Origin of the sequence: Paraburkholderia sediminicola (genome assembly GCF_902859805.1) — a bacterium.
Classification (GTDB): domain Bacteria; phylum Pseudomonadota; class Gammaproteobacteria; order Burkholderiales; family Burkholderiaceae; genus Paraburkholderia; species Paraburkholderia sediminicola.
In genome coordinates this window covers 226,771-246,969 of the sequence record NZ_CADIKC010000009.1, presented here as the reverse complement: position 1 = coordinate 246,969, position 20,199 = coordinate 226,771, and the positions used below count along the sequence as shown (strand labels likewise).

The 20,199-nt window shown below is 63.0% G+C and carries 20 protein-coding genes and 1 riboswitch; of the genes, 6 read left to right on the top strand and 14 right to left on the bottom strand.

Annotated elements, in window-relative coordinates; translation table 11 throughout:
- Complete coding sequence (locus R8871_RS28190) at positions 1-483, bottom strand: Lrp/AsnC family transcriptional regulator (RefSeq protein WP_120305114.1); 483 nt, start codon at positions 481-483, stop codon at positions 1-3.
- A 273-nt stretch (positions 484-756) separates the two neighbouring features.
- Between R8871_RS28190 and R8871_RS28185 the strand changes: the two genes are divergently transcribed.
- A complete protein-coding gene (locus tag R8871_RS28185; protein WP_246287811.1) occupies positions 757-1,266 on the top strand; it encodes a cysteine dioxygenase family protein in 510 nt (169 codons plus the stop codon).
- Between the two features lie 110 nt (positions 1,267-1,376).
- On the opposite strand, the gene R8871_RS28180 is transcribed toward R8871_RS28185, so the two are convergent.
- The 4 genes from R8871_RS28180 to R8871_RS28165 all read right to left on the bottom strand — a co-directional run bounded on the left by R8871_RS28180 (position 1,377) and on the right by R8871_RS28165 (position 6,003).
- Positions 1,377-3,989 (bottom strand): mechanosensitive ion channel domain-containing protein, encoded by a 2,613-nt coding sequence (locus R8871_RS28180; protein ID WP_175053412.1) that lies wholly within the window; start codon positions 3,987-3,989, stop codon positions 1,377-1,379.
- A gap of 186 nt (positions 3,990-4,175) precedes the next feature.
- Positions 4,176-4,823, bottom strand: coding sequence for an NAD(P)-dependent oxidoreductase (locus R8871_RS28175; RefSeq protein WP_175053411.1), 648 nt, complete (start codon positions 4,821-4,823; stop codon positions 4,176-4,178).
- A 169-nt stretch (positions 4,824-4,992) separates the two neighbouring features.
- Positions 4,993-5,448 (bottom strand): Rrf2 family transcriptional regulator, encoded by a 456-nt coding sequence (locus tag R8871_RS28170; protein ID WP_175053410.1) that lies wholly within the window; start codon positions 5,446-5,448, stop codon positions 4,993-4,995.
- 87 nt (positions 5,449-5,535) lie between these two features.
- Positions 5,536-6,003 carry a hypothetical protein gene (locus R8871_RS28165; protein WP_175053409.1) on the bottom strand — a complete coding sequence of 156 codons (468 nt, stop codon included), beginning with the start codon at positions 6,001-6,003 and terminating at the stop codon, positions 5,536-5,538.
- 278 nt (positions 6,004-6,281) lie between these two features.
- Here R8871_RS28165 and R8871_RS28160 point away from each other — a divergent pair, with 278 nt between their 5' ends.
- Both R8871_RS28160 and R8871_RS28155 read left to right on the top strand, forming a co-directional pair.
- The gene (locus tag R8871_RS28160) at positions 6,282-6,863 is read left to right on the top strand and encodes a DJ-1/PfpI family protein (protein ID WP_054034667.1); all 582 of its coding nucleotides are present in this window, start codon (positions 6,282-6,284) and stop codon (positions 6,861-6,863) included.
- A 129-nt stretch (positions 6,864-6,992) separates the two neighbouring features.
- Complete coding sequence (locus R8871_RS28155; protein WP_175053408.1) at positions 6,993-7,319, top strand: hypothetical protein; 327 nt, start codon at positions 6,993-6,995, stop codon at positions 7,317-7,319.
- Here the strand turns inward: R8871_RS28155 and R8871_RS28150 are convergent.
- The gene (locus R8871_RS28150) at positions 7,306-9,060 is read right to left on the bottom strand and encodes a sensor histidine kinase (RefSeq protein ID WP_175053407.1); all 1,755 of its coding nucleotides are present in this window, start codon (positions 9,058-9,060) and stop codon (positions 7,306-7,308) included. The two genes, R8871_RS28155 and R8871_RS28150, sit on opposite strands and share 14 nt — an antisense overlap.
- Positions 9,061-9,468: 408 nt before the next feature.
- Between R8871_RS28150 and R8871_RS28145 the strand changes: the two genes are divergently transcribed.
- On the top strand, positions 9,469-10,671 hold the full coding sequence (locus R8871_RS28145; protein WP_175053406.1) for an ammonium transporter: 1,203 nt from the start codon (positions 9,469-9,471) through the stop codon (positions 10,669-10,671).
- Between the two features lie 32 nt (positions 10,672-10,703).
- Here the strand turns inward: R8871_RS28145 and R8871_RS28140 are convergent, their stop codons facing one another.
- Positions 10,704-11,051, bottom strand: a complete 348-nt coding sequence (locus R8871_RS28140) for a DUF190 domain-containing protein (RefSeq protein WP_246287792.1) — start codon at positions 11,049-11,051, stop codon at positions 10,704-10,706.
- A 152-nt stretch (positions 11,052-11,203) separates the two neighbouring features.
- Positions 11,204-11,293, top strand: a riboswitch (Fluoride riboswitch).
- A gap of 80 nt (positions 11,294-11,373) precedes the next feature.
- Between R8871_RS28140 and crcB the strand changes: the two genes are divergently transcribed.
- Positions 11,374-11,754, top strand: coding sequence for a fluoride efflux transporter CrcB (crcB, locus tag R8871_RS28135; protein WP_175053405.1), 381 nt, complete (start codon positions 11,374-11,376; stop codon positions 11,752-11,754).
- A 63-nt stretch (positions 11,755-11,817) separates the two neighbouring features.
- Here crcB and R8871_RS28130 read toward each other — a convergent pair whose 3' ends face one another.
- Positions 11,818-12,237 (bottom strand): DUF1801 domain-containing protein, encoded by a 420-nt coding sequence (locus R8871_RS28130; protein WP_175053404.1) that lies wholly within the window; start codon positions 12,235-12,237, stop codon positions 11,818-11,820.
- 263 nt (positions 12,238-12,500) lie between these two features.
- Between R8871_RS28130 and R8871_RS28125 the strand changes: the two genes are divergently transcribed.
- Positions 12,501-13,649 (top strand): acyltransferase family protein, encoded by a 1,149-nt coding sequence (locus R8871_RS28125; RefSeq protein ID WP_175053403.1) that lies wholly within the window; start codon positions 12,501-12,503, stop codon positions 13,647-13,649.
- Between the two features lie 94 nt (positions 13,650-13,743).
- Here R8871_RS28125 and R8871_RS28120 read toward each other — a convergent pair whose 3' ends face one another.
- The 6 genes from R8871_RS28120 to R8871_RS28095 all read right to left on the bottom strand — a co-directional run bounded on the left by R8871_RS28120 (position 13,744) and on the right by R8871_RS28095 (position 20,192).
- Positions 13,744-14,334, bottom strand: a complete 591-nt coding sequence (locus tag R8871_RS28120) for a c-type cytochrome (RefSeq protein ID WP_175053402.1) — start codon at positions 14,332-14,334, stop codon at positions 13,744-13,746.
- Entirely contained in the window at positions 14,327-15,592 is a 1,266-nt protein-coding gene (soxC, locus tag R8871_RS28115) for a sulfite dehydrogenase (RefSeq protein ID WP_175053401.1), read from the bottom strand. Before soxC ends, R8871_RS28120 begins: the two co-directional genes overlap by 8 nt.
- Positions 15,593-15,712: 120 nt before the next feature.
- Positions 15,713-16,750 (bottom strand): ABC transporter substrate-binding protein, encoded by a 1,038-nt coding sequence (locus R8871_RS28110; RefSeq protein WP_175053400.1) that lies wholly within the window; start codon positions 16,748-16,750, stop codon positions 15,713-15,715.
- A 41-nt stretch (positions 16,751-16,791) separates the two neighbouring features.
- Entirely contained in the window at positions 16,792-17,622 is an 831-nt protein-coding gene (locus R8871_RS28105) for an ABC transporter ATP-binding protein (protein ID WP_175053399.1), read from the bottom strand.
- On the bottom strand, positions 17,616-18,683 hold the full coding sequence (locus R8871_RS28100) for an ABC transporter permease (protein WP_175053398.1): 1,068 nt from the start codon (positions 18,681-18,683) through the stop codon (positions 17,616-17,618). Before R8871_RS28100 ends, R8871_RS28105 begins: the two co-directional genes overlap by 7 nt.
- A gap of 60 nt (positions 18,684-18,743) precedes the next feature.
- A complete protein-coding gene (locus R8871_RS28095) occupies positions 18,744-20,192 on the bottom strand; it encodes a SidA/IucD/PvdA family monooxygenase (protein ID WP_175053397.1) in 1,449 nt (482 codons plus the stop codon).
- Positions 20,193-20,199 lie beyond the last annotated feature (7 nt).

The window sequence follows — 20,199 nt, the reverse complement described above, 5'->3', positions numbered from 1 at the left end:
TCAGCGCCCCTCCACCACCGCCGAAGGGCGCACCGGCAGCGCCGTCGAATACTTGATCTGTTCCATCGCGAAACTCGAACTCACGTCGTACAGCGGCACGGCGGCGATCAACAGCTTGTAGACGCGATCGTAGTCGTCGATATCGGACACCACCACGCGCAGCAGGTAGTCGGTTTCGCCGCTCATCCGGTACACCTCCACCACCTCCGGGATCTCCTGCACCGCGCGTGTAAAGGTCTGCGCCCAGGCCTCGGTGTGCTGGTTAGTGCGCACCGCGACGAATACGGTGGTACCCACGCCGAGCTTGCGCGCATCGCACAGCGCCACCTGCGCGCGAATCACGCCCGTCTCTTTCAGACGCTGCAGCCGCTTCCAGCACGGCGTTTGCGACAGATTCACGCGCTGCGCCAGCTCGGCGATCGGCATGGTTGCGTCTTCCTGCAACAGCTCAAGCAGCTTCCGATCGATGATATCCATTCCCATCTTCAAACCCCTATAGGAAATTATTCTACTTTTAAGACCTCAAGGGGAATTATATGGAAACTCTTTCTCCGGGCAAACCGGTATAAATATGTCTATCCAAAAATAGCCGATAAGCAGCCATGCCGCTGCACCGCGATCATGAGCCAAGACCTCCGTTCTACACCCATCGCCCGTTCCTCAGCCCATGCCGCACGGTTTGCCGGAGCGATTGAAACACCCTCGCGCGCGCACCACACCGCGCCGCTCGCGAACCTGTGCGACGCACTCGACGCCATGTTCGAAGCCTGCGCGAAATTTCCCGAACCGTCGGATTCGACCTTCTTTGCGCGCAGCATGCGCATCGCGCTGGCCGAAGCCGCGGCGAATCCCGATTTGCTTACATCGTCGCAACGCGAAGGCTCCGCTGAAAACTACCGGCGCCATCTGCTGGCCGCCGATCCGCACGGCCGTTATGCGATCGCCGCGCTGGTGTGGCAGCCGCACCAGGCAAGCCCGGTGCATGCGCACCACACATGGTGCGGCTACGCGGTAGTCGACGGCACATTGAGCGAAACGGTCTTCGAATGGAACGGCGCGCAGCACTGTGCAAGCGCCACGCGTACCCAGGCGCGCAAGGCCGGAGCTGTATCGTTTGTACGTGGCGGCAAGGGCGGCATTCATCGCCTCGGCAATTGCAGCGACGCGGCCGCCGTCTCGCTGCATATCTATGGTGTGGCGGGCGAGCAGATCGCCACGCACGTCAACGACATCGTGCGCGCCGCCGACACGCCGGCGCTCGTCTGAAACGGGTAGGTCCTACATAAAGACGGAAACTGCGGACGGAAACCGCGGACGCGAACGCGAACCACGGACACAAACCGCACCAAGGTCCGCCAGCCTCGCATCCAGCCCAATCAGCTTTTACCACCCGCTTCTCCGGCCGTCGGAATCTGCGGCGGAATCGGCGCGGTCTGCCCGGTCGGCGGCGGCGCCGGACGCGGTTCGTGCGACACATCGCGCGCCACCGCCATAGCGGCGTGCGCGCTCCGCGTGGCAGCCGCCGCCTCGGCATGCGCCTGCCCATGGCCATGCGGGCCAAGCTCAGGCAGTTCATCGTCCGGCAAAGGCTGTCCCTCGCTATCCTTCGACGATGTGTACACCCGCATCTGCGGCACCGGAATCTCGATGCCGGCTTCGTCCATCTTGCGTTTGAGCCTCAGATTGAAGGCGCGCGCCACGCTCCATTGCTGCAAGGGCCGCGTCTTGATCTGCCCTTTCACGACCATCCAGTTCGGATCAAAGCGGTCGAGCCCCCACACCTCGATCGGGCCGAGCATTTCACGCCGGTAGCGGAAATCGGCCATCAGATCCGCGCCGACTTCGCGAATCAGTTGCGTGATCTGATCGACATCGGTCGAGAACGACATGCGCACTTCGAACACCGCATAGGCGAAGTCGCGCGACAGGTTCTTGACGATCTTGATCTGCGAGAACGGAATGGCGTGAATCGCGCCTTGCCCATCGCGCAGACGGACGGTGCGGATCGACAGATGCTCGACAGTACCCGCGTGGCCACCGTCCACGTCGATCCAGTCGCCGACCGAAATCGTATCTTCGATGATGATGAACAGCCCCGTGATCAGGTCGGTCACGAGCGACTGCGCGCCGAAACCGATCGCGAGGCCGATCACCCCGGCGCCGGCCAGGAGCGGCGTGACATTGATGCCCAGGTTCGCCGCGGTCACGATGCCGGCAATCGTCATGATCGTCACCAGCAGCACGTTGCGCAGCAGCGGCAGCATCGTGCGCGCCCGCATGCTCGGATTGCGCGACTTGTTGCGCGGCCCCCCCGGATTGAGGGCCTCGGTAATTGCCGTGTCGACCAGAATCCACAGCAGCCATGAAATGAACACCGTCGCGATAATCGCCGTCACGGCATGCGCAATCCCGCGCGCTGCAACGTTTTCCTCGACGACCGCCGCGAGCGACACCCCCCACAAACGCGCCGCCAGTTCGAAGAAGAACAGCCAGATGAAAAGCGTCAGCAGCGTGCCGCAAAAGCGCAGCAAGCGCGTCAGATACGGTGAGCGGCGCCGCGCGCGCAGGCTGCGCGGGCGCGTCACGCGCAGTACGACGGCCGACAGGAAGAAGGCGAACACCAGCAATAGTGCGGTGACCACCGAAATCTGCAGCACGTTTTCGCTGGAGCCCGAGCCGCCGAGTGTGGCCACTACCGACGCGGCGGCAAGCACCAGCACCGGCACATGCCAGAGCGAGGCGAGCACGTCGAACGCGTCGGTCGCGGCCCGGTGATCGTGGCGCTGCTCGTAAGGCCGGTTGCGAATCAGATGCGCGACCGGCCGGCGGAACGCCAGCGCGAAATAGCCGGTGAGCACGGCGGCCGTCATGTTGGCGGCTGTCGAAATCAGCGCGGCAAGATTCGGTCCGAGTTGATGCTCGACGTCATAGTTGACCGCCGCATCGCCGAGCGCGGCGCATATGCCCACCACGAACAGCACGCGCCGCGCGTGTTCGATCAGCAGGTGCACCGCAACCCGCCGATGCCCTGAGCCGAACAGCGAAAACATGATCAGACAGATCGCCGAGAACACCGCACCCGCAACGATCGCATAGGCGACCACCAGGCCGAGCGTGCGGCCGAGCGCATCGGGCATCGCGCGCACAAACAGCAAGGCGGCGAGAAAGGCGATGATCCACGGGCCGACCCGGCGCAGCGCGAAGATCAGCAGCTCGCGCGTGGTGGGATTTGGTTTGAGCCCCATGAGGATACCGAAGCGCCGGTATAGCCGGTGCTGCACGTAGATCAACGCGCCAGCACACGCGCCCCAGCCGGCCAGCATCGCAATCATCGAGAATACGATGCGCCCGAAGCTCTCCTGCCCCTGACCCGAAATGATCGTGTAGAGCTCGTTGCCGGCCGCGTTGAAGCGCCCGCCCCAATAGCGCACCGGCGTGCGGCCCTGATGCACATTGGATTCGAACGACGCGATGCCCGACGCGATCGCGCCGAGCAAGCCAGCACTCGTTTGGGCGGACGGGGGCGCGGCTGGCGCAACGTTTTGCGACACGTCACGCAGCTTTTTAAGCTGGGCGACGAGCGCGGTGCGCTGCTTGTCGTTGTCGAGCGTGGCGATCACGCTGTCGAGCGAGCGCGCCAGTTCCGCCTGGCTCGCGGGCGACGGCGCCGAGGCCGCTTCCGCAGCCGAGGCGCCCGATGCGGCAGACGCCGGCGTCGCCGTTGCCGTCGCGCTATTGATCAGGCTTTGCAAGGCCGGAATGACCGGCGTGGCGGCGCCCGCGGCATGGGCCGTGACGGGCATCCAACCGATGCCGAGGGTCAGTACGAGGCAGACCGCGGCCGCCCACGCGCCGAACCACGCCGCAACATGAGCGCGAATGCCGCGCCCGATACCGCTGGAAGGAAAATGAAAGACGGCGCGAGTCGCCGGTTGCCCGCCGTTAGACGGCGCGGCCCCGGACTCACGCCGCAACGGGCATGACTGCATGGCGATCCGTAAGAAAACGGGAGACGCCAGTGTAGCCGCAGTTGCAGCATCAGCGCCTTAACATGCGTAACCGATTGTTAGGACGCTTGCGCAAGTTCGAGGGACCACGGGCTGCCGTCATCCCCTCGAACCGCCGCCAGGGGGTACGCAACGGCCGCACGCGCCCCCACCCCGCTCCGTCAAGGCTCAATAAGCCACGGTTGCAATCTGACGGACGAAACGACCCTGCTCCAGTTCGTCGACGAAGGCGATCGCATAGTCTTCCGCGGAAATGCGGCTATTGCCCTCGGCGTCGGACAGAAGCGTGTCCGCGCCCGTGCGGAACGTGCCGGTGCGCTCGCCCGGCGCGATCAGTGCGGCCGGCGAAAAGAACGTCCAGTCGAGGTCGGTGACGCCGCGGTAATAATTGAGTGCATCGCGATGGGCCAATGCGACCGCTTTGTAGGCGTCAGGGAAACCATCCGTGTCGACCAGCTGCTTGCCCGGCGCCACTTCGAGCGAACCCGCGCCGCCCACCACCACGAGGCGTTTCAAGCCAGCCGCGCGCACGCCTTCGACGAGCGCATGGGTCGCCTTGGACACCGCCGCGGGATCGTCATGCGGCGGCGCATAAGCGCTCGCCACCACGTCGTGGCCACGCACCGCGGCGCCGACGCTCGCGGCGTCGAGCAGATCGGCCTGCGCCGCTTTCAGATTCGCCACGTCGGCCGGCACGCGCGCCGGATTGCGCGCCAGCGCTGTCACCTGATGTCCGCGGCGAGCAGCTTCCGCGGCGATCCGCGAACCAATCGTGCCGGTGGCGCCGAACAACGCGATCTTCAACTGTTTGCTCATTTCAATGCTCCTGTGATTAGCTTATCTGTAACTACGTTGATTACATATCAAGTGGAAAAAAGAGGGGCGTAAGCCCCCGTCCGTTCTCAGGTGCGCAGGTTCCAGCTACACCGTGCGCGACCTTCGGTACCGCTTTATTGCTACCGTCTCTGTCACCTTCGTTGCCGCATCACCCATGCGAACGCCGTTTGCGTTCCAGCGCCCGTTCAGCGCGCATCAGATCGGCAGTGGCATCAGCCAGCGTGCGTGCACCGAGCGACGCTTCCATGGCCTGCTGCGCTTCGTCGATAATGCCGCGCAGCACGACCTGGATATGCCGTCCCACCATGCACGCCGGATTCGGCTCCTCACGATGCATGGCGAACAATTGCGCGTCGTCTACCGCACGATACACCTGAAGCAGGGTGATCTCGTCAGGTGCGCGGGCGAGCAGCGCGCCGCCGCCCGCGCCGAGCTGCGAAGTCGTGAGGCCCGCGTCGGCCAGCATGCTCAACAAACGCCGGATCAACGCAGGATTTGTATTCACGCTGCCCGCGATCATCTCCGACGAGAGCGGCACGCCCTCCTGCAATGACAGCAGCGCGAGCACGTGCACTGCAAATGCAAACCGGCTACTCGTATTCACAGCAAACCTGCCCGGCGACGACAATGTGTAACCATAGTAATTACATTTAATCCGGCTGTCAAATGGACGAACGAGCGGCCTGCCCTCTCACTTGTCCATCTGCTTTTGCGCATCGCTGGAATCGCTCGATGTCGACGCCGAAGCCGAAACACCCGCCGCCGAACTCTGCGCCGACCATTCCTGCAGCTTGCGCCCCGCCGTCTCGAGGCCCTGGCCCGTCAGCGCCGCCGCCTTGCCGAGTTGCGCATTGGTCGCGCTCGCTGCGCCTTGCAGGTTGGCTTGCGCGCTCGACGCCAGCGAGGCCGGATCGATCGTGATCGACGGCGCGGACGCCGACGAGAGGTTCTGCTGCGCGGCGGCCTTGGTCGCATCGACCTGCTGGCCGACATAGCTGGCCGCCTGATCGAGCTTCTGACCGGCGGCTTGCGCCGCATCGTTGAGCTTGCCTGCAACCTGTGCCGACGCGTCGTTCTTCTGACAAGCCGTGAGGCCGCCGAACACGAGGGCAACGACCGCGACGCGGCGCAATAGCGGCGAACGAATGGATAAAGTCATATTTAAGTGTGAGCCGCGTTGAACGGCTTTCCGCATGCGAAAACGCGCCAATGATACGCCGTTGCGCGGCACGGTCTCCTCGGCGAGCATCTTGAAGCCCGCAGACCCGAAGCTGCCCGGCTACGGCTCGAAACAATTGGACCGGTGCCGACGTATCGTCAGCGTGCGGCGCGCCCTTCGAAATACTTCGTTGCACACTCCGTCGCGGTTCTGTCAAACGTGTTGGAGTAGACTGCCTGAGCGTTCGATGTGTTCCGTTGATCAATAGGAGGCATGCGATGGCAGCAAAGAAGATTCTGTTCCTCACCGGCGACTTCGCCGAGGATTACGAAACGATGGTGCCGTTCCAGGCACTGCAGGCGGTCGGCCACGTAGTCGACGCGGTCTGCCCGAACAAGAAAGCGGGCGACAAGATCAAGACCGCGATTCATGATTTCGAAGGTGACCAGACCTACACCGAAAAGCCCGGCCATCAATTCACGCTCAACGCAACGTTCGAGGACGCCGATCCACGCCAATACGACGCGCTGGCGATTGCAGGCGGCCGCGCGCCGGAATACCTGCGACTCAACCACAAGGTGATCGAACTCGTGCGGCAGTTCGCCGAAGCAGGCAAGCCGATCGCCGCGATCTGCCACGCCGCGCAACTGCTGGCCGCCGCCGACGTGATCCGCGGCAAACGCATTTCCGCCTACCCGGCCTGCGCCCCCGAAGTGAAGCTGGCCGGCGGCGAGTACGCCGACATTCCGGTCGACGCGGCAATCACGGACGCCAATTTCGTCACCGCCCCTGCATGGCCCGCTCACCCTGAGTGGCTGCGTCAGTTCCTCGTGCTGCTCGGCACCCGGATCGAACTCTGATCCCCAGGCGAGCGCCTTGCACTCGCGGCACTGCGCGCTCGCCAGAACACTCCCACTTTTGAGACTCGTCCGATAGTTCGCAACGCAAGGTTTTCCTATAGTCGCCGGTTGACTTAGGAACCCTTTTCGATGGAACTGACTGACTGGATCATCATGCTCGCCTTCACGTTGATGGCGATTGCTTTTTTCTGCGCACGTACACCGGCCAACTGGTCGCGAGAAAACCGCGCGCGGCGTCTGGCCGGCACACGCATGCTGGTGCAAGCCGCATGTTCGCTGTGGGCGCCGCTGTTGATCGCCGCACGCGGACTGTTCGCGCTGGATGGCCTGCCCGGCCTGCACCCTGCGCCGCGAGAGGCGCTGACTGGCGTGGCGATTCTGCTCGTCTGCGGCTGCTACTGGTCGATACGCGGCAGCAAACTCCTCAAGCCGCGCCGGCTCTTTACCGCGTACTGATACCGGGGGCGGCATTGGCGGCATGCGCCGGTGCGCTGCCGCGCGGGCCTTGGCCGTCACGATCGCCGAGGCCCGCGCGTGCTTCGCGCACACCACGAATCGCCTGAACACCATCCGCCTGCGTGGCCCGCGTTTCGACCGCCGGTTGCGCCGTCCGCACCTCGGCTTCGGGCAGCGACAGATAAAACGTCGTGCCGACGCCCTCTTTCGACTCCGCCCACACGCGCCCGCCGTGCCGTTCCACCACGCGCCGCACGAGCGCAAGGCCGATGCCCTCACCCGCCGCCACATTGCCATGCAGCCGCTGAAAGGCATTGAAAAGCCGCGGCAGCGCGACGGTTGGAATGCCCAGGCCATTGTCCCGGACGTAGAAAATCCGTAGCGAATGCACACCCGGCGGCGCCGGCGTCGTCCCGATCTCGACCCGGCCTTCGCGCGAGGGGTCCAGATAATTGATCGCATTGCCGATCAGATTCGCGAACACCTGTTCGAGTGCGGTCGGGTCGCCCCACACCGCCGGCAAATCCTCGACGATGACATGCGCCCGGCGCCCCCGGATCGACGCTTGCATCGCATCGACCACGCGCGGCACGATATCGCGCACTTCGACCTTTTGCTGCCGGTACTCCACACGGCCTACACGCGAGAGCCGCAATAGCGCGTCGATGATATGAGATGCTCGCAGCACGGCCGTCTGCAGGAAATGCAGTGCCTCGCCGATATCCTCGTCCACGACCCGTTCGATGCGCTGCCGCGATTCTGCTGCGAGCGACGACTGGCGCAGCATCACGCGCAGTTCGTCACACGCGCGAATCAGTTCTTTCGAGAAACCTTGCAGATTCACCAACGGCGCGCGCAGGTCGTGCGACACGCTGTAGATGAACATTTCGTTTTCCTGAGTCTGTTGCCGCAAGGTCTCGTTGATGCGCGCCAGTTCGCTGGTGCGCCGCGCCAGATCGGACTGGAAACGCGCCTGGATGCGCTCGGCTTCGAGCAGGCGCCGGCTGGTTTCATGCAAGGTCAGATCGAGCCGGGCGATTTCATCGCGCCCCGGGCCGATCGGCGCCAGCGGCTCGTTGCCCGCAAGGCGCCCGGCATTATCGGACAGCAGCGCAAGCCGGCCGCGCACACCACGCGTGAACAACCACACGGCCAGCGCAACGAAAAGCAAGGAGCCGAACACGGCCGCGACGACCAGCATCTGCTGCCGTTCACGCGCGGCGTCGGCGGCATTCGAGCGCAAGGTGTCGAGGCGCCGCTCCTCCGCCTGGAAAGCCACCACCTGCTGACGGAAACGATCGAGCACGTCGGCTGAGGCCAGGTCGCGGAAGCGATCGAGCAGATCACGCCGCCGCCCCGAATGCAGCATGTCCTGAACGCGGTCGGACCATTGCCGATACCCCTGCACGGCCTGGCGCACCTGCACTACGCGCTCGACTTGCGCAGGGTTGTCGGCAACCAGCTCGGCCAGTTGATCGATACGGCGGTCGACGTCCACCCACACGGCGACAGGCGTCGTAAAGCGGGTGTCGTTGGCGAGCACCGCGCCGCGCAGCGCCACGGACTCACCCAGCACCGGATCGAGAATCGCGGTGGTCTGGCGCAGCACGTCTTCGCTATGGATGGCCCACCGTTCGGCTTGGGTCGCGTCGGCCTGCGCCATAACCAGGCCGGACAGCAACGCCAATTCGAGGACGGCCGGAATTGCGATCAGCAACAGGCCCTTAGTGGTCAGTCTCATGCGTGCGCATTGGAAGTCGATGGCCGGCAGATCGTGCGCGGGACGGCACATTATGTCGGCGTTTGCGCAGGAAGACAAAGAGGACACGCCACTAACCAGGCATCTACCGCCAAATACGAACCCGGGCGCAACGAATCCGCATAAAACGTCAGGCTTTTGAATGAAACGTAAATCAAATCGAACATTACGCCCTGATTTGGATCACGCCGACCGATATGAAGCCGTTATGCACTTATGTTGTGCTTTTATCGTCGTCCGGGGTGCGAAAACTGGTGCATAGCTGGGTCGATAGCGATCGGTACGAATCCCATCTCGGTGCGGCTTTGCACCTATTCGACGCTTACCGGCACAAGTTTGGCCCGCTTCTTGCATTCCATGCCCGCTTTTTGTCATAAGCGGGACACATCGATGGAAAGTCTGAAAACCGGCACCGACACCCTCTTCCTTTTGCTGGGTGCCGCGATGGTGCTGGCCATGCATGCGGGGTTCGCGTTTCTCGAACTCGGCACGGTCCGCAAAAAGAATCAGGTCAATGCGCTGGTCAAGATTCTGGTGGACTTCTCGGTCTCGACCATCGCGTATTTCTTCATCGGTTACACGATCGCCTATGGCGTGCAGTTCTTCGGCAGCGCCGAGTCGCTGGCCGCGCACAACGGCTATGCGCTGGTGCGCTTCTTCTTCCTGCTGACCTTCGCGGCGGCGATTCCCGCGATCGTATCGGGCGGCATCGCCGAGCGCTCGAAATTCAATCCGCAACTGTTTGCCACCTTCGTGCTGGTCGGCTTCGTCTATCCGTTCTTCGAAGGGATCGCGTGGAACAACCGCTTCGGTATTCAGGACTGGCTCACCCACGTGTTCGGCGTGCCGTTTCACGACTTCGCCGGCTCGGTGGTGGTGCATGCGTTCGGCGGCTGGGTTGCATTGCCGGCCGTGCTGCTGCTCGGCGCGCGCCATGGCCGCTATCACCGCGACGGCGGCATCGCCGCGCATCCGCCGTCGAATATTCCGTTTCTCGCGCTGGGCGCGTGGGTGCTCGCGGTTGGCTGGTTCGGCTTTAACGTGATGAGCGCGCAGACTGTCGACAAGATCAGCGGCCTCGTGGCGGTCAATTCGCTGATGGCGATGGTCGGCGGCACGCTGAGCGCCTGGCTCGCGGGCCGCAACGACCCCGGCTTCACGTACAACGGCCCGCTTGCCGGGCTAGTGGCGGTATGCGCCGGCTCCGACGTGATGCATCCGCTCGGCGCGCTGGTAACGGGCGGCATTGCGGGCGTGCTGTTCGTCACCATGTTCACTTGCGTGCAGAACCGCTGGCGTATCGACGACGTGCTCGGCGTGTGGCCATTACACGGTCTGTGCGGTGCGTGGGGCGGCCTCGCGGCCGGCATCTTCGGCTTGCATGCGCTCGGAGGCCTCGGCGGCGTGTCGTTCGGTGCGCAACTGATCGGCACGCTGGGCGGCATCGTGGTGGCGTCGCTCGGCGGCACGCTTGTGTATGGGGCCATTCGTCTGACGGTCGGCCTGCGGCTCGATCAGGAAGACGAATACAACGGCGCGGACCTGTCGATCCACAAGATTTCGGCGACGCCGGAGCGCGAAAGCGTCGGCTGACGGGTTAACTGCAAATTAGCCGCAAACCAGGTTTAGCGGCGCGCCGGATGTTTCGCGTGCGCGTGCTCGCCGAGCAGGCCGAATTCGATCGGGCAACGCGTGTAGAACACCGGGATGTTGCCCGCGCGCACCGCCTCGAGCAGGGCTTCCGCCTCCCCTTCGGTAACCGCGAAAATCACCTGCTGCGGCTGATCCGCCAGTTCGAAGAAGCGCGCTGCGTGCCGCGCCCCCGCGTGGCCGACACCCTCGGCCGCCGCCATGACGGTCGCGCCGTGAATGCCGACGAGCTTCGCGATCGACAGCAGACATTCCACGACCGTTTGATGGCCGTGATGCCGGTTCTGCTCGGTATAGAACGTTAGCTGGTAGCCCTTCATCATGTCGGCCTCCCACGCAGTTGCGGTGTTGCAGTGGACCGCGGCAGACGCTCGCGGGCCCTCCATTTATTCTAGATCACGCGCCAGACCATGCGGACTGCACGCGCGCGCCGCGACGGCGCCCACCTGTCCCCAATGCCCTGCCAATGCTAGACTGGCGCGCTGGAGATGGCATTCTCCGATGGCATTCTCTCGACGGCATTTTCTGTTAACCGCCCTCGATGGCTGATGATGCCTGCTTCGCCCGGACGACCGCGGACGCGGCATCACGCCTTCCGCTTAAGCCCGGTTTGTCGACCTTTTGGCTTCGCCAGAGTACTTTTGCATGTATTTGTCCATTCTCGCGGTCGGCATTGGCGGCGCGCTCGGTTCGCTGTTCCGCTGGTTTCTCGGTATCCGTCTGAACGGCCTGTTCACGGGCATGCCGCTCGGCACCTTCGCCGCTAACGTAATCGCCGGCTATGTCATCGGCGTCGCGGTTGCGGGGTTTGCACGGGCTCCGCAGATCGCGCCCGAATGGCGGCTCTTCATCATCACGGGCTTGATGGGCGGCCTGTCGACCTTCTCGACGTTCTCAGCGGAAGTCGTGCAGCGTTTGCAGGACGGCCGGCTCGGCTGGGCGGCAGGCGAGATCGTCATTCACGTGGCGGCTTCGCTCATCATGACGATCCTCGGCATCGCGACCGTTTCGTTGCTGGCGCGCTGAAAACCGTAGATATTCCAACCAGCCTGATCGACCCACGCGCTTCGCCCAGATAGCGCTATCGCTTCACGTCTCTTTAGCTTTATGTGCTTTCGCTCGAGTACTCGCAGGCGCATTTTTCTTCAACTTGGTCTGGTTGTACTCGATAGCGGCACGCACGAGTTTCTTTAAAGCGGGCCCATTGAGCTTATCGCCCTCGAAAAAATCGATCGCCCGTCTCGCGTTACCGTCGAGGCCCGCGTTGAAAAGCTTGTCGGGATCGGCGAGATTCGCCCCGTGGGCAAAGGTCAGCTTCACCTTTCCTTTATGAGCGTTGGCGACCGCGATCATTCCGTCGCGGGACCACACCGGGCTTCCCATCCATTTCCATTCCTCGATGATCTCCGGGTCGGCTTCAAGGATGGCTTTGCGAATGCTGGCGAACGTTTTGCCGCGCCAGTCCGTGATGCCCGCGATCAGCTGGTCAATGTTTTCCGATGGAGTCATTGGATCCTTGTGCCTCGAATTATTGTTCGGTTTCGACAGAGCCTAGCTTTGAATTGTGCCCGCATCAATCTATTCGAGCCAAAACCAGCGCCAATACCGCATTGGTATTGCTGTAAACCCGCCCCTGCCGCCGACAAAAACTGCCGCTCAACATTGCATTTTACTGAGGCCTCACGAGACATTTATTTCCCCATTTTTTTCGATTTTTGTTGGTCACGGCAGACGTAAGATCGCCGCAGCCTGAATAGAAGAAGGGGCAAAAAATGGCGATCACCTTGAATCTGTCAGCGTCCACGAATCTGAACAAGTCGCTAAAGATCGACGCGATTCGATTCCTCGCGGCTGTCTGGGTTTTGATGTATCACTTCAAGCCACCCGCGTTTAAAGAGCTTCTGCCTCACCAACTCGCCTTCCTCGGCGGCGCATTGTGGTCAGGTTCGACGGCGCTGTTCGCGGGCCCTGCCGCCGTTATCGTCTTCTTTGTCATTTCCGGCTATTGCATCCACAACGCATATCAAAAGGATGTGACGCTTAAGCCGATCAACTATTACGCGTCCAGATTCATCCGCATTGGCTTGCCGCTGGTCATCCTGCTGTGCCTCGTTCAACCGTTGCCGACGGGGCAGAACTATCTGGAATCCGTGCTGTGGTCGCTCTACTGCGAGATGGTGTATTACGCCGTTTATCCGCTCCTGCGCGCCCGCTTTCGCTATATCGGCGAAATGATCGTGGGCTGCGCGGTTACGGCAGGCGTGATGGTGGCCGTGGTTCGTCTGATCGGGCATCCGGTTTGCCATGGCTGCGTGATTGAGACGTATGGCGTTCCGGGCACGGCTTTACTGTATGCGGCCGGGTGGATTTTCGGCTGCCTGATCGCGGAGACTCAGCGCAATGCGGAGCAGTTTCACGTTTGTGGCGCTTATTCGCCGCTTACCCTGATAATCAAGCGCGGCCTTGATCGCAGCACCCGTTTTCTCGCGAATCACCTGATTGCCTTGAGAGTGGTGATTGTCGCGTCCGGCGCAGCCATTATGATTCTGCTGTCCGAATCGAATCTCAAACCGGCCGTTGTGCCGTTGATTACGCCTGATATCACGCTTCCGCTATTTCAGTTCCTGGCGGCAGTCTGGATCGCGGCCGAGACAGCCACGCCTTCCAGAAGCAGCGTCTGGTCCAGGCTGGCAACTTTTGGCGCGTGGTCCTATAGCCTCTATCTTTGCCACAAGATGGCGCTCGCCCTGCTGGAAATGACCCGATTCGACGAGACGTCCCGATTCGCCTGGTTCGTACAGGTGGCGTTGGCGTTCGCCATCAGCTACGCGTTTTACCGGATGATCGAAAAACCTTCGCATCTGATTTCCCAGCGATTGCGGAAATACACGCCGAATGCGCCTGCTGCGCCGGCTGCCTGAAGACAGCGCATGAAGCGACTGCATGAGCGAGCCGGCAATGTCGGTTAGCGTCGCTTCGGGCCGGCTCCCGAGCCATCCGATCAACGCAAGCGCCTCATAGCTGCCCCGGACGCGGATCAGCCACAAAACCGCCGCGATTGGGCATCGCCACACGCGGCAACGAGGCCGCGTCGAGCCGCGTATTCGCCGGCACGATGCCGTTCTGGTTGAGCAGAAATGCGCTGAGCGCGTACACCTCGTCGGCGGAAAGCGATTCGGGCGCGTTGTAGGGCATCGCGCGGCGAATATAGTCGAACAGCGTCGTCGCGTAGGGCCAGTAGCTGCCCACGGTGCGCTTCGGCTTCGCGCTGGTCAGCGTACCTTGCCCACCTATCAGTTGATCGCCGAGACCGCCCTGCCCCTGCGCCCCGTGACACGCCGCGCATTTCGCGGCGAATAGGTGCGCGCCGGTGGCGACGTCGCCGCTGTCCACAGGCAGGCCGCGGCCATCCGGCGCGACGTCAATGTTCCAGGCCGCCAGGTCCTGATCCGTGAGTGGCGTGCCGATATCGTGGCCCGCTCTGGTGCTCTGGTCACCCGGCGCGATCGATGAGCACGATGCCAGCGCCGAGAGCGACAGCAACGCGGCCAGCGCGGTTCGTGCCGTTCGCGCACCCACGTCGGTCAAACGGCAGCCATCACGCATTACGCACCTCCCCGCTCGCATCCACTCGCCATTGCTGGATCGCGTTGTAGTGGTACTGCGAATTCAGGCCGCGCGCGGCGACGAGTTCGGCACGCGTCGGTTGCACGTAGCCGGTCGAATCGGTGGCGCGTGAAAGAATCGCAGTCGCACCGCCATCCCAGCGCCAGTCCGCCTGGAAACGCGTAAGCGCACGATCCAGGATCGCACCGTCCAGACGCGCGGGACGCCACGTTGCACCGCCGTCGGTCGACATCTCCACTTTGCGGATCGTCCCGCGTCCGGACCAGGCCAGACCGGTGATCGGGTAAAAACCGTGCGTGGTAAGGCGATGTCCTGGCGACGGCCGTGTGATCACCGACTTCGCATCCATCTCGAACGCAAACTGACGCGCGGTACCGTTCGCGAGCAGGCTGGTGTACTTCGAGGTTTCCTCGCGCGTTTGCAACGGCGCATCGACCACCTTCAACCGGCGCAGCCACTTGACGTTCGTATTGCCCTCGAAGCCGGGAACGATCAGACGCAACGGATAGCCGTTCTCGGGGCGCAAGCGTTCGCCGTTTTGCGCGTAGACCACGAGCGCGCGGTCGAGTATCCGATCGAGTGGCAAACTGCGGGTCATCGCAGCGGCGTCCGCGCCTTCCGCCAGCAACCAGCCGCCACCTCTATTGCCAGATGCCGTGACACCACCCACCTCTTCCAGCAAAGTCGACAAACGCACACCGGTCCATTCACAGCACGACAGCAAACCATGCGTGAGTTGCACCGGCATGCCGCTCGGCCCATTCCATTCATTGCCGGTATTACCGGAGCATTCGAGAAAATGAATCCGCGATTCGGACGGCAGACGCAGCAGATCGTCCATCGTGAACAGTTTGGGCGTGCGTACGAGGCCATGAATGGCCAGCTGATGCTGATCGGGGTCGATGTCCGGCACGCCGCCGTGATGACGTTCGTAGACCAGACCGTTGGGTGTGAGCGTACCGTGCAGATCGGCGAGTGGCGTCATCGACGAAGCCGCACCGGGCAGTGGCCAAGTGCGCGCACTCCGCCGCACGACATTCGCCTCATACGGCGACGGCACACCGTACGGATGCTCGAGGACAGGCGCGCCGGGCACCCGGCTCGACGACGCGACCTCGAGCGGCCGGAGCAGTTCGCTAGCGGCCGCAGCGTGTGAAACGGCGAGACCGCCGGCCGCCAGACGACCCAGCAGTCGACGGCGGCCGCGAGACGGCGGAGAGTTGTGCGGGTTCATCATGGCGTCGGCGCATCATAGGCAAGCCGATTAGCGTAACGATGCCGACTGTCATGGCCAAACGATAAATTCGACTATCGTTCGACGCAGACCGCATATCAGGCAGATACGGCGCGCCGTTAGTTAGGCCAGCACGTTCGAGAACACCCGATCCGCGAGACGACTGGAATCGGTGCCGCTATTGAGCACGCCCACCGCCTTCAGATCGTCGGCATAGAGCGAGATCTCCTTCTTGAACGCATCCCCAACCGGATGATGGCGATCAGTATGGCTCTTGAGCATCGCCGCCAGTTGGCCCACATCGGCGGACGGCGTATAGACCGAGAAAATCGCGGCGGCATCCGCAGGATGATTCGCAGTCCATTCGGTCGCTTCGAGCAGCGCCTGCGTCAACGCCTGCGCGGTGGCGCGATCTTTTCGCACCAGCGTGCCGCGCACGCCGAGCACGCAGCACGAACGCGTCTGATATTCACCGCACAGATTGTTCGACACTTCATACAGATGATCGGATTCGCGGATCGACCAGATGGTCGGGTCGCCATCCGCGATCGCCTGCACTTCGCCCTTCTTCAGCGCTTCGCCGAGCAGGTTCGCCGGATACTGGCGCCAGTTCACATCGCGCTCCGGATCGACACCGATCTTCTTCAGCACGATTGCGAAGAAGTTCTTGGTCGGACTCGCCATATCGCTCACGCCGATCGTGCGCCCCTTCAGTCCCGCCACATCGACAATGCCCGACGCGCGCGTGGCGAGCAAACGCATGCACCCGCCGTGAATCCCCGCTGTGAGTTTCACATCGAAACCCTGCTCGAGCGGCTTGATCCAGCGCAGCGCCATGCCGACACCCGCGTCGGACTTGCCGGTCGCGATTGCCTCGAGCAACTGATCGGTCGACCCTGAAAAATTCACGAGTTCCACCTGCAAACCGTGCCGCTCGAAAAAACCCTGCTTCACCGCAACGGCCACAGGCGCAGTACAGATTGCGCCCGCGTTCCAGGAAAGTTTGAGGGGCTTGAGCGGAGCTTGCGGCGTTTGAGCGAATGCGAGCATTCCCGGCATCAGCGACGCACCACCGAGCGCCGCCGCGCCCGCGGTCCAGGCCGTCTTGCGCAACCATGCGCGGCGGGCCGGACTCAGCGGAGATTCATCGTAGGGATTCATGGTTGACTGTTCCTCTGGTCGTTATCGATTGTTTTATTCGTTCAGGTGTCGAGTCCGAGCTGGGCCAGCACTTCGCGGCGTAGCGCCACCAGTTTCGGATCGTCCCGATGGCGTGGATACGGCGCATCGTTACGCACTTCGGCGACCACACGCGCCGGCCGCTCGCTGAAAACGATCACGCGGTCGGCGAGCAGGAGCGCTTCTTCCACGTCATGCGTCACCAGCAACACCGAAAAGCGCGCGTCCTTCCAAAGCCGCGCGAGTTCACCCTGCATACGGATACGTGTGAGGGAGTCGAGCTTGCCGAACGGCTCGTCCAGCACCAGTAGCGCAGGATCGTTGACGAGCGCCCGGGCCAACGCGACACGCTGCGCCATGCCACCCGACAATTGGTGCGGAAATGCTTCGGCGAATTCGCTGAGTCCGACCAGTTCCAGTGCAGCGTCGATCCGTTGTTGCACCCGTTCCTCTTGCGGGCCGCTGCGTCGCGCGAAGCGTTTGCGCTGCGCCTGCGGACCGACGCCGACGTTGCCGCGCACCGTGCGCCATGGGTACAAGGTCGGATCCTGAAACACCACCACACGTGACGGATCAGGACCGGCGATTGCCGCTCCATCTGCCTGCACGCTGCCCTGCGTCGGCGAATCGAGTCCAGCGACCAGCCGCAGCAAGGTGGACTTGCCGCAACCACTCGGGCCGAGCAGCGCGACGAACTCGCCAGGCTCCACCGTGAAGCTGACATCCTGAAGCACCGGCAACGCGGCACCACGCAGCGCGAATTGATGGCTGACGTGGCGCACGTCGATGCGCGCGCCGTCGCGGACCGGCCGGACAGCGGCCGGCTGATTCAACACTTCGGGTACGGCTACCATTTGAGCAATCCCTTTTGCCAGGCCAGCAAGCGGTCACGCACACGAAACAGCAAAGTGATCAGACCGGAACACATCAGCGCCATCACGAGCAGCGCGGCATACATATTCGAATACGCGGCCCAGCCCTGGGCCCATTGCAGATACCAGCCGAGCCCCGCTTTCACACCCATCATCTCCGCGACGATCAGCACTGAAAACGATGCCCCAAGACCCATGAACAGGCCGACGAAGACCGACGGCAGCGCCGCCGGAATCGCCACGCGCAGAATCAGAAAACCGGGCCGCGCGCCGAGCGTGCGCGCAATGTCGTAATAGGCCGAATTGACGCCGGCTACACCTGACCACGTCAGCACCGCAACCGGGAAGGCGGTCGCGAGCGCAATCAGGAACACACTTGCGCTAAAGCTCGACGGAAAAAAGAAGAACGCCAGCGGCAGCCATGCGGTAGCCGGTAGCGGCCCGATCAGGCGCAGCACCGGATGGACCCAGTAGCTCACGGCCTGCGACCAGCCGATGCTCACCCCGGTCACGAAGCCGGCAACCGCGCCTAACACATAGCCATAGGCGAGTAGTCCAAACGAATGCACGACGCTCGATCCAAGCCGTGGGTAGTCTTCAGCGTAAACACCGATCAGCGCTTGAGGTGGTGCGAAAAAGGGCCGAGGCAGCCACTCGAGTTGCGCCGTGATTACCTCCCACGCGCTCACGCCGAGCGCCAACGCGAGTAACCATGGCATTGCTCCAAGCCATGCGCCGGTACGCGTGGGCGTCGTCGCAGGAGTGGACGGATTGCGCCATCCCGCGATGGCCGTCGCGACAGCAAATGCCGCGAGCACCAGCTTCAACGCGATGAATTCTTTCGTGTAAGGCCAGTCGTCGGCACTCGGCCACCATTCGGTCAGCGCCACGCTGCCGAACCACGCTATGGCGGCGAAGCCCGCGATCAGAACACCGCGTGAAAGCACGCGCCGTGTTGAGTCGCGGTTAATGTTGTTAATGTCACCGACGTCCGTGCCGATGGCCGGCGTTCCTGTCGTGATCGATTCGAACTGCGTGGACATAGCGGCTCCTGCCTCTCGCTTTGTTGAACTATCGTGACCGCGTGCCTGCTCGGGTCCACCTCACGCAACGTCGATCCTGTCGCGCTGCCAGACGCTCTGTGCATAGACTGAATCGTCGAAATCGGCGGCGATGTCGCCGTGAATCCGTGCTTCATGCGCGTCCAGATCCGCGAGGAACAGATCGCGGCTGATTCGCTGCACCACGGCGGGAATGTCGCGCTTCATGCTTGGCACGTCGCCGACCGGCAAGCCGAAACTAACGAAGGCCGCCGGGTTGTAGACGTGGATATGCTTCAGATAAGGCGCATCGCCCTCGACCTTCTCGAGGTATTCGAGCGCCGCGCCGAGATACGGATGCGCGCCCAGCGCGTCGTCGCTATCACCCTCGGCGGGCGAGTATTGATCGCGCCAAAGGCGGATGGACCCGGCGATCTCCGCCAATTCCGGCCGCAGCGCCGGATCGATGACGTAGCCCGTGCCGGCAATGACGAAATCGAATGCGAACGACTCCCCCGCCACGTCGGTCTCCACGCGCCCGTCTCTGACGCTTGTATGTGTCCACGGCGCGCCGAGATGCAGATGAAAGTTCGGAAAGCGTGTGACGCGCTCCACGGCGTCGACCGGCGGCGTCGAACCGGCAACGCGGAAGCGCCGCGCCTGCGACCAGCGAATCGCGTCGGGCAAATGGAAATAGTTGTCGTACGCGCCGGGATAGGCGCGTGTGCGGGTCACCGGCACCGACGCAATCCGCTCGCGCCGCACGAACAGATGCACCTGCCCCGCGCCGGCTTCGAGCGCCGTGCCTGCCGCATCGAATGCGGATGCCGCGCTGCCGATCACTGCCACGGATTTGCCGCGCAGTGCAGCGAAACTGATCGCCTCGGAGGTGTGGGCACGAAATGCCGGCGGAAGGCTTTTCAGCACAGCAGGAATGTTCGGCCCGCCATTACCCGCTACACCGTTACCGAGGACAATCTTGCGTGCAGTCTCCACGACGTTGCGAACCGTCGCGCCATCGCGCACTTCCAGATGCAAACGGAAATGCTCGCCTGCCGGTTCGATCCGCGTGAGCCGTGTGCCGTAGCGAATCGGAATCCCGAGGAAATGCCGGTACCACGCGAGATACTCCGCCCAGCGCGTGCGAGGAATTCGGTCGATCTCCGCATAAGAAGCGGCGCCGAAGCGCGCTTCATACCATGCCTGAAAGCTCAAACCCGGCAGACCCGCCTCGGGACCCACCAACGATTTCGGGGTGCGCAGCTTGTTCATGCGCGCACGATTCAACCAGACACCCGATTGAGCTTCATCGGCCGCTGCGTCGATCACGTTGACCTGACCGATGCCGGCGCGCCTTAAGGCGAAAGCGAACGCCGCGCCGGTTTGTCCACCGCCGACAATCACCACATTGTGGTCGATGCCATTGCGCGGCGGGACCCAGTTCTCGGGTGCTGGACCGATCAGCCGAAGTGTGTCGAGCGCAGACTGATCGGGGTGAGTGGATTGCGTCATGGTGTCG

Excerpts from the sequence above, each read along its gene's own strand:
- R8871_RS28190 (WP_120305114.1), bottom strand. The coding sequence starts at position 483 with ATGGGAATGGATATCATCGATCGGAAGCTGCTTGAGCTGTTGCAGGAA.
- R8871_RS28185 (WP_246287811.1), top strand. The coding sequence starts at position 757 with ATGTTCGAAGCCTGCGCGAAATTTCCCGAACCGTCGGATTCGACCTTC.
- R8871_RS28180 (WP_175053412.1), bottom strand. The coding sequence starts at position 3,989 with ATGCAGTCATGCCCGTTGCGGCGTGAGTCCGGGGCCGCGCCGTCTAAC.
- R8871_RS28175 (WP_175053411.1), bottom strand. The coding sequence starts at position 4,823 with ATGAGCAAACAGTTGAAGATCGCGTTGTTCGGCGCCACCGGCACGATT.
- R8871_RS28165 (WP_175053409.1), bottom strand. The coding sequence starts at position 6,003 with ATGACTTTATCCATTCGTTCGCCGCTATTGCGCCGCGTCGCGGTCGTT.
- R8871_RS28160 (WP_054034667.1), top strand. The coding sequence starts at position 6,282 with ATGGCAGCAAAGAAGATTCTGTTCCTCACCGGCGACTTCGCCGAGGAT.
- R8871_RS28155 (WP_175053408.1), top strand. The coding sequence starts at position 6,993 with ATGGAACTGACTGACTGGATCATCATGCTCGCCTTCACGTTGATGGCG.
- R8871_RS28150 (WP_175053407.1), bottom strand. The coding sequence starts at position 9,060 with ATGAGACTGACCACTAAGGGCCTGTTGCTGATCGCAATTCCGGCCGTC.
- R8871_RS28145 (WP_175053406.1), top strand. The coding sequence starts at position 9,469 with ATGGAAAGTCTGAAAACCGGCACCGACACCCTCTTCCTTTTGCTGGGT.
- R8871_RS28140 (WP_246287792.1), bottom strand. The coding sequence starts at position 11,051 with ATGATGAAGGGCTACCAGCTAACGTTCTATACCGAGCAGAACCGGCAT.
- crcB (WP_175053405.1), top strand. The coding sequence starts at position 11,374 with ATGTATTTGTCCATTCTCGCGGTCGGCATTGGCGGCGCGCTCGGTTCG.
- R8871_RS28130 (WP_175053404.1), bottom strand. The coding sequence starts at position 12,237 with ATGACTCCATCGGAAAACATTGACCAGCTGATCGCGGGCATCACGGAC.
- R8871_RS28125 (WP_175053403.1), top strand. The coding sequence starts at position 12,501 with ATGGCGATCACCTTGAATCTGTCAGCGTCCACGAATCTGAACAAGTCG.
- R8871_RS28120 (WP_175053402.1), bottom strand. The coding sequence starts at position 14,334 with ATGCGTGATGGCTGCCGTTTGACCGACGTGGGTGCGCGAACGGCACGA.
- soxC (WP_175053401.1), bottom strand. The coding sequence starts at position 15,592 with ATGATGAACCCGCACAACTCTCCGCCGTCTCGCGGCCGCCGTCGACTG.
- R8871_RS28110 (WP_175053400.1), bottom strand. The coding sequence starts at position 16,750 with ATGAATCCCTACGATGAATCTCCGCTGAGTCCGGCCCGCCGCGCATGG.
- R8871_RS28105 (WP_175053399.1), bottom strand. The coding sequence starts at position 17,622 with ATGGTAGCCGTACCCGAAGTGTTGAATCAGCCGGCCGCTGTCCGGCCG.
- R8871_RS28100 (WP_175053398.1), bottom strand. The coding sequence starts at position 18,683 with ATGTCCACGCAGTTCGAATCGATCACGACAGGAACGCCGGCCATCGGC.
- R8871_RS28095 (WP_175053397.1), bottom strand. The coding sequence starts at position 20,192 with ATGACGCAATCCACTCACCCCGATCAGTCTGCGCTCGACACACTTCGG.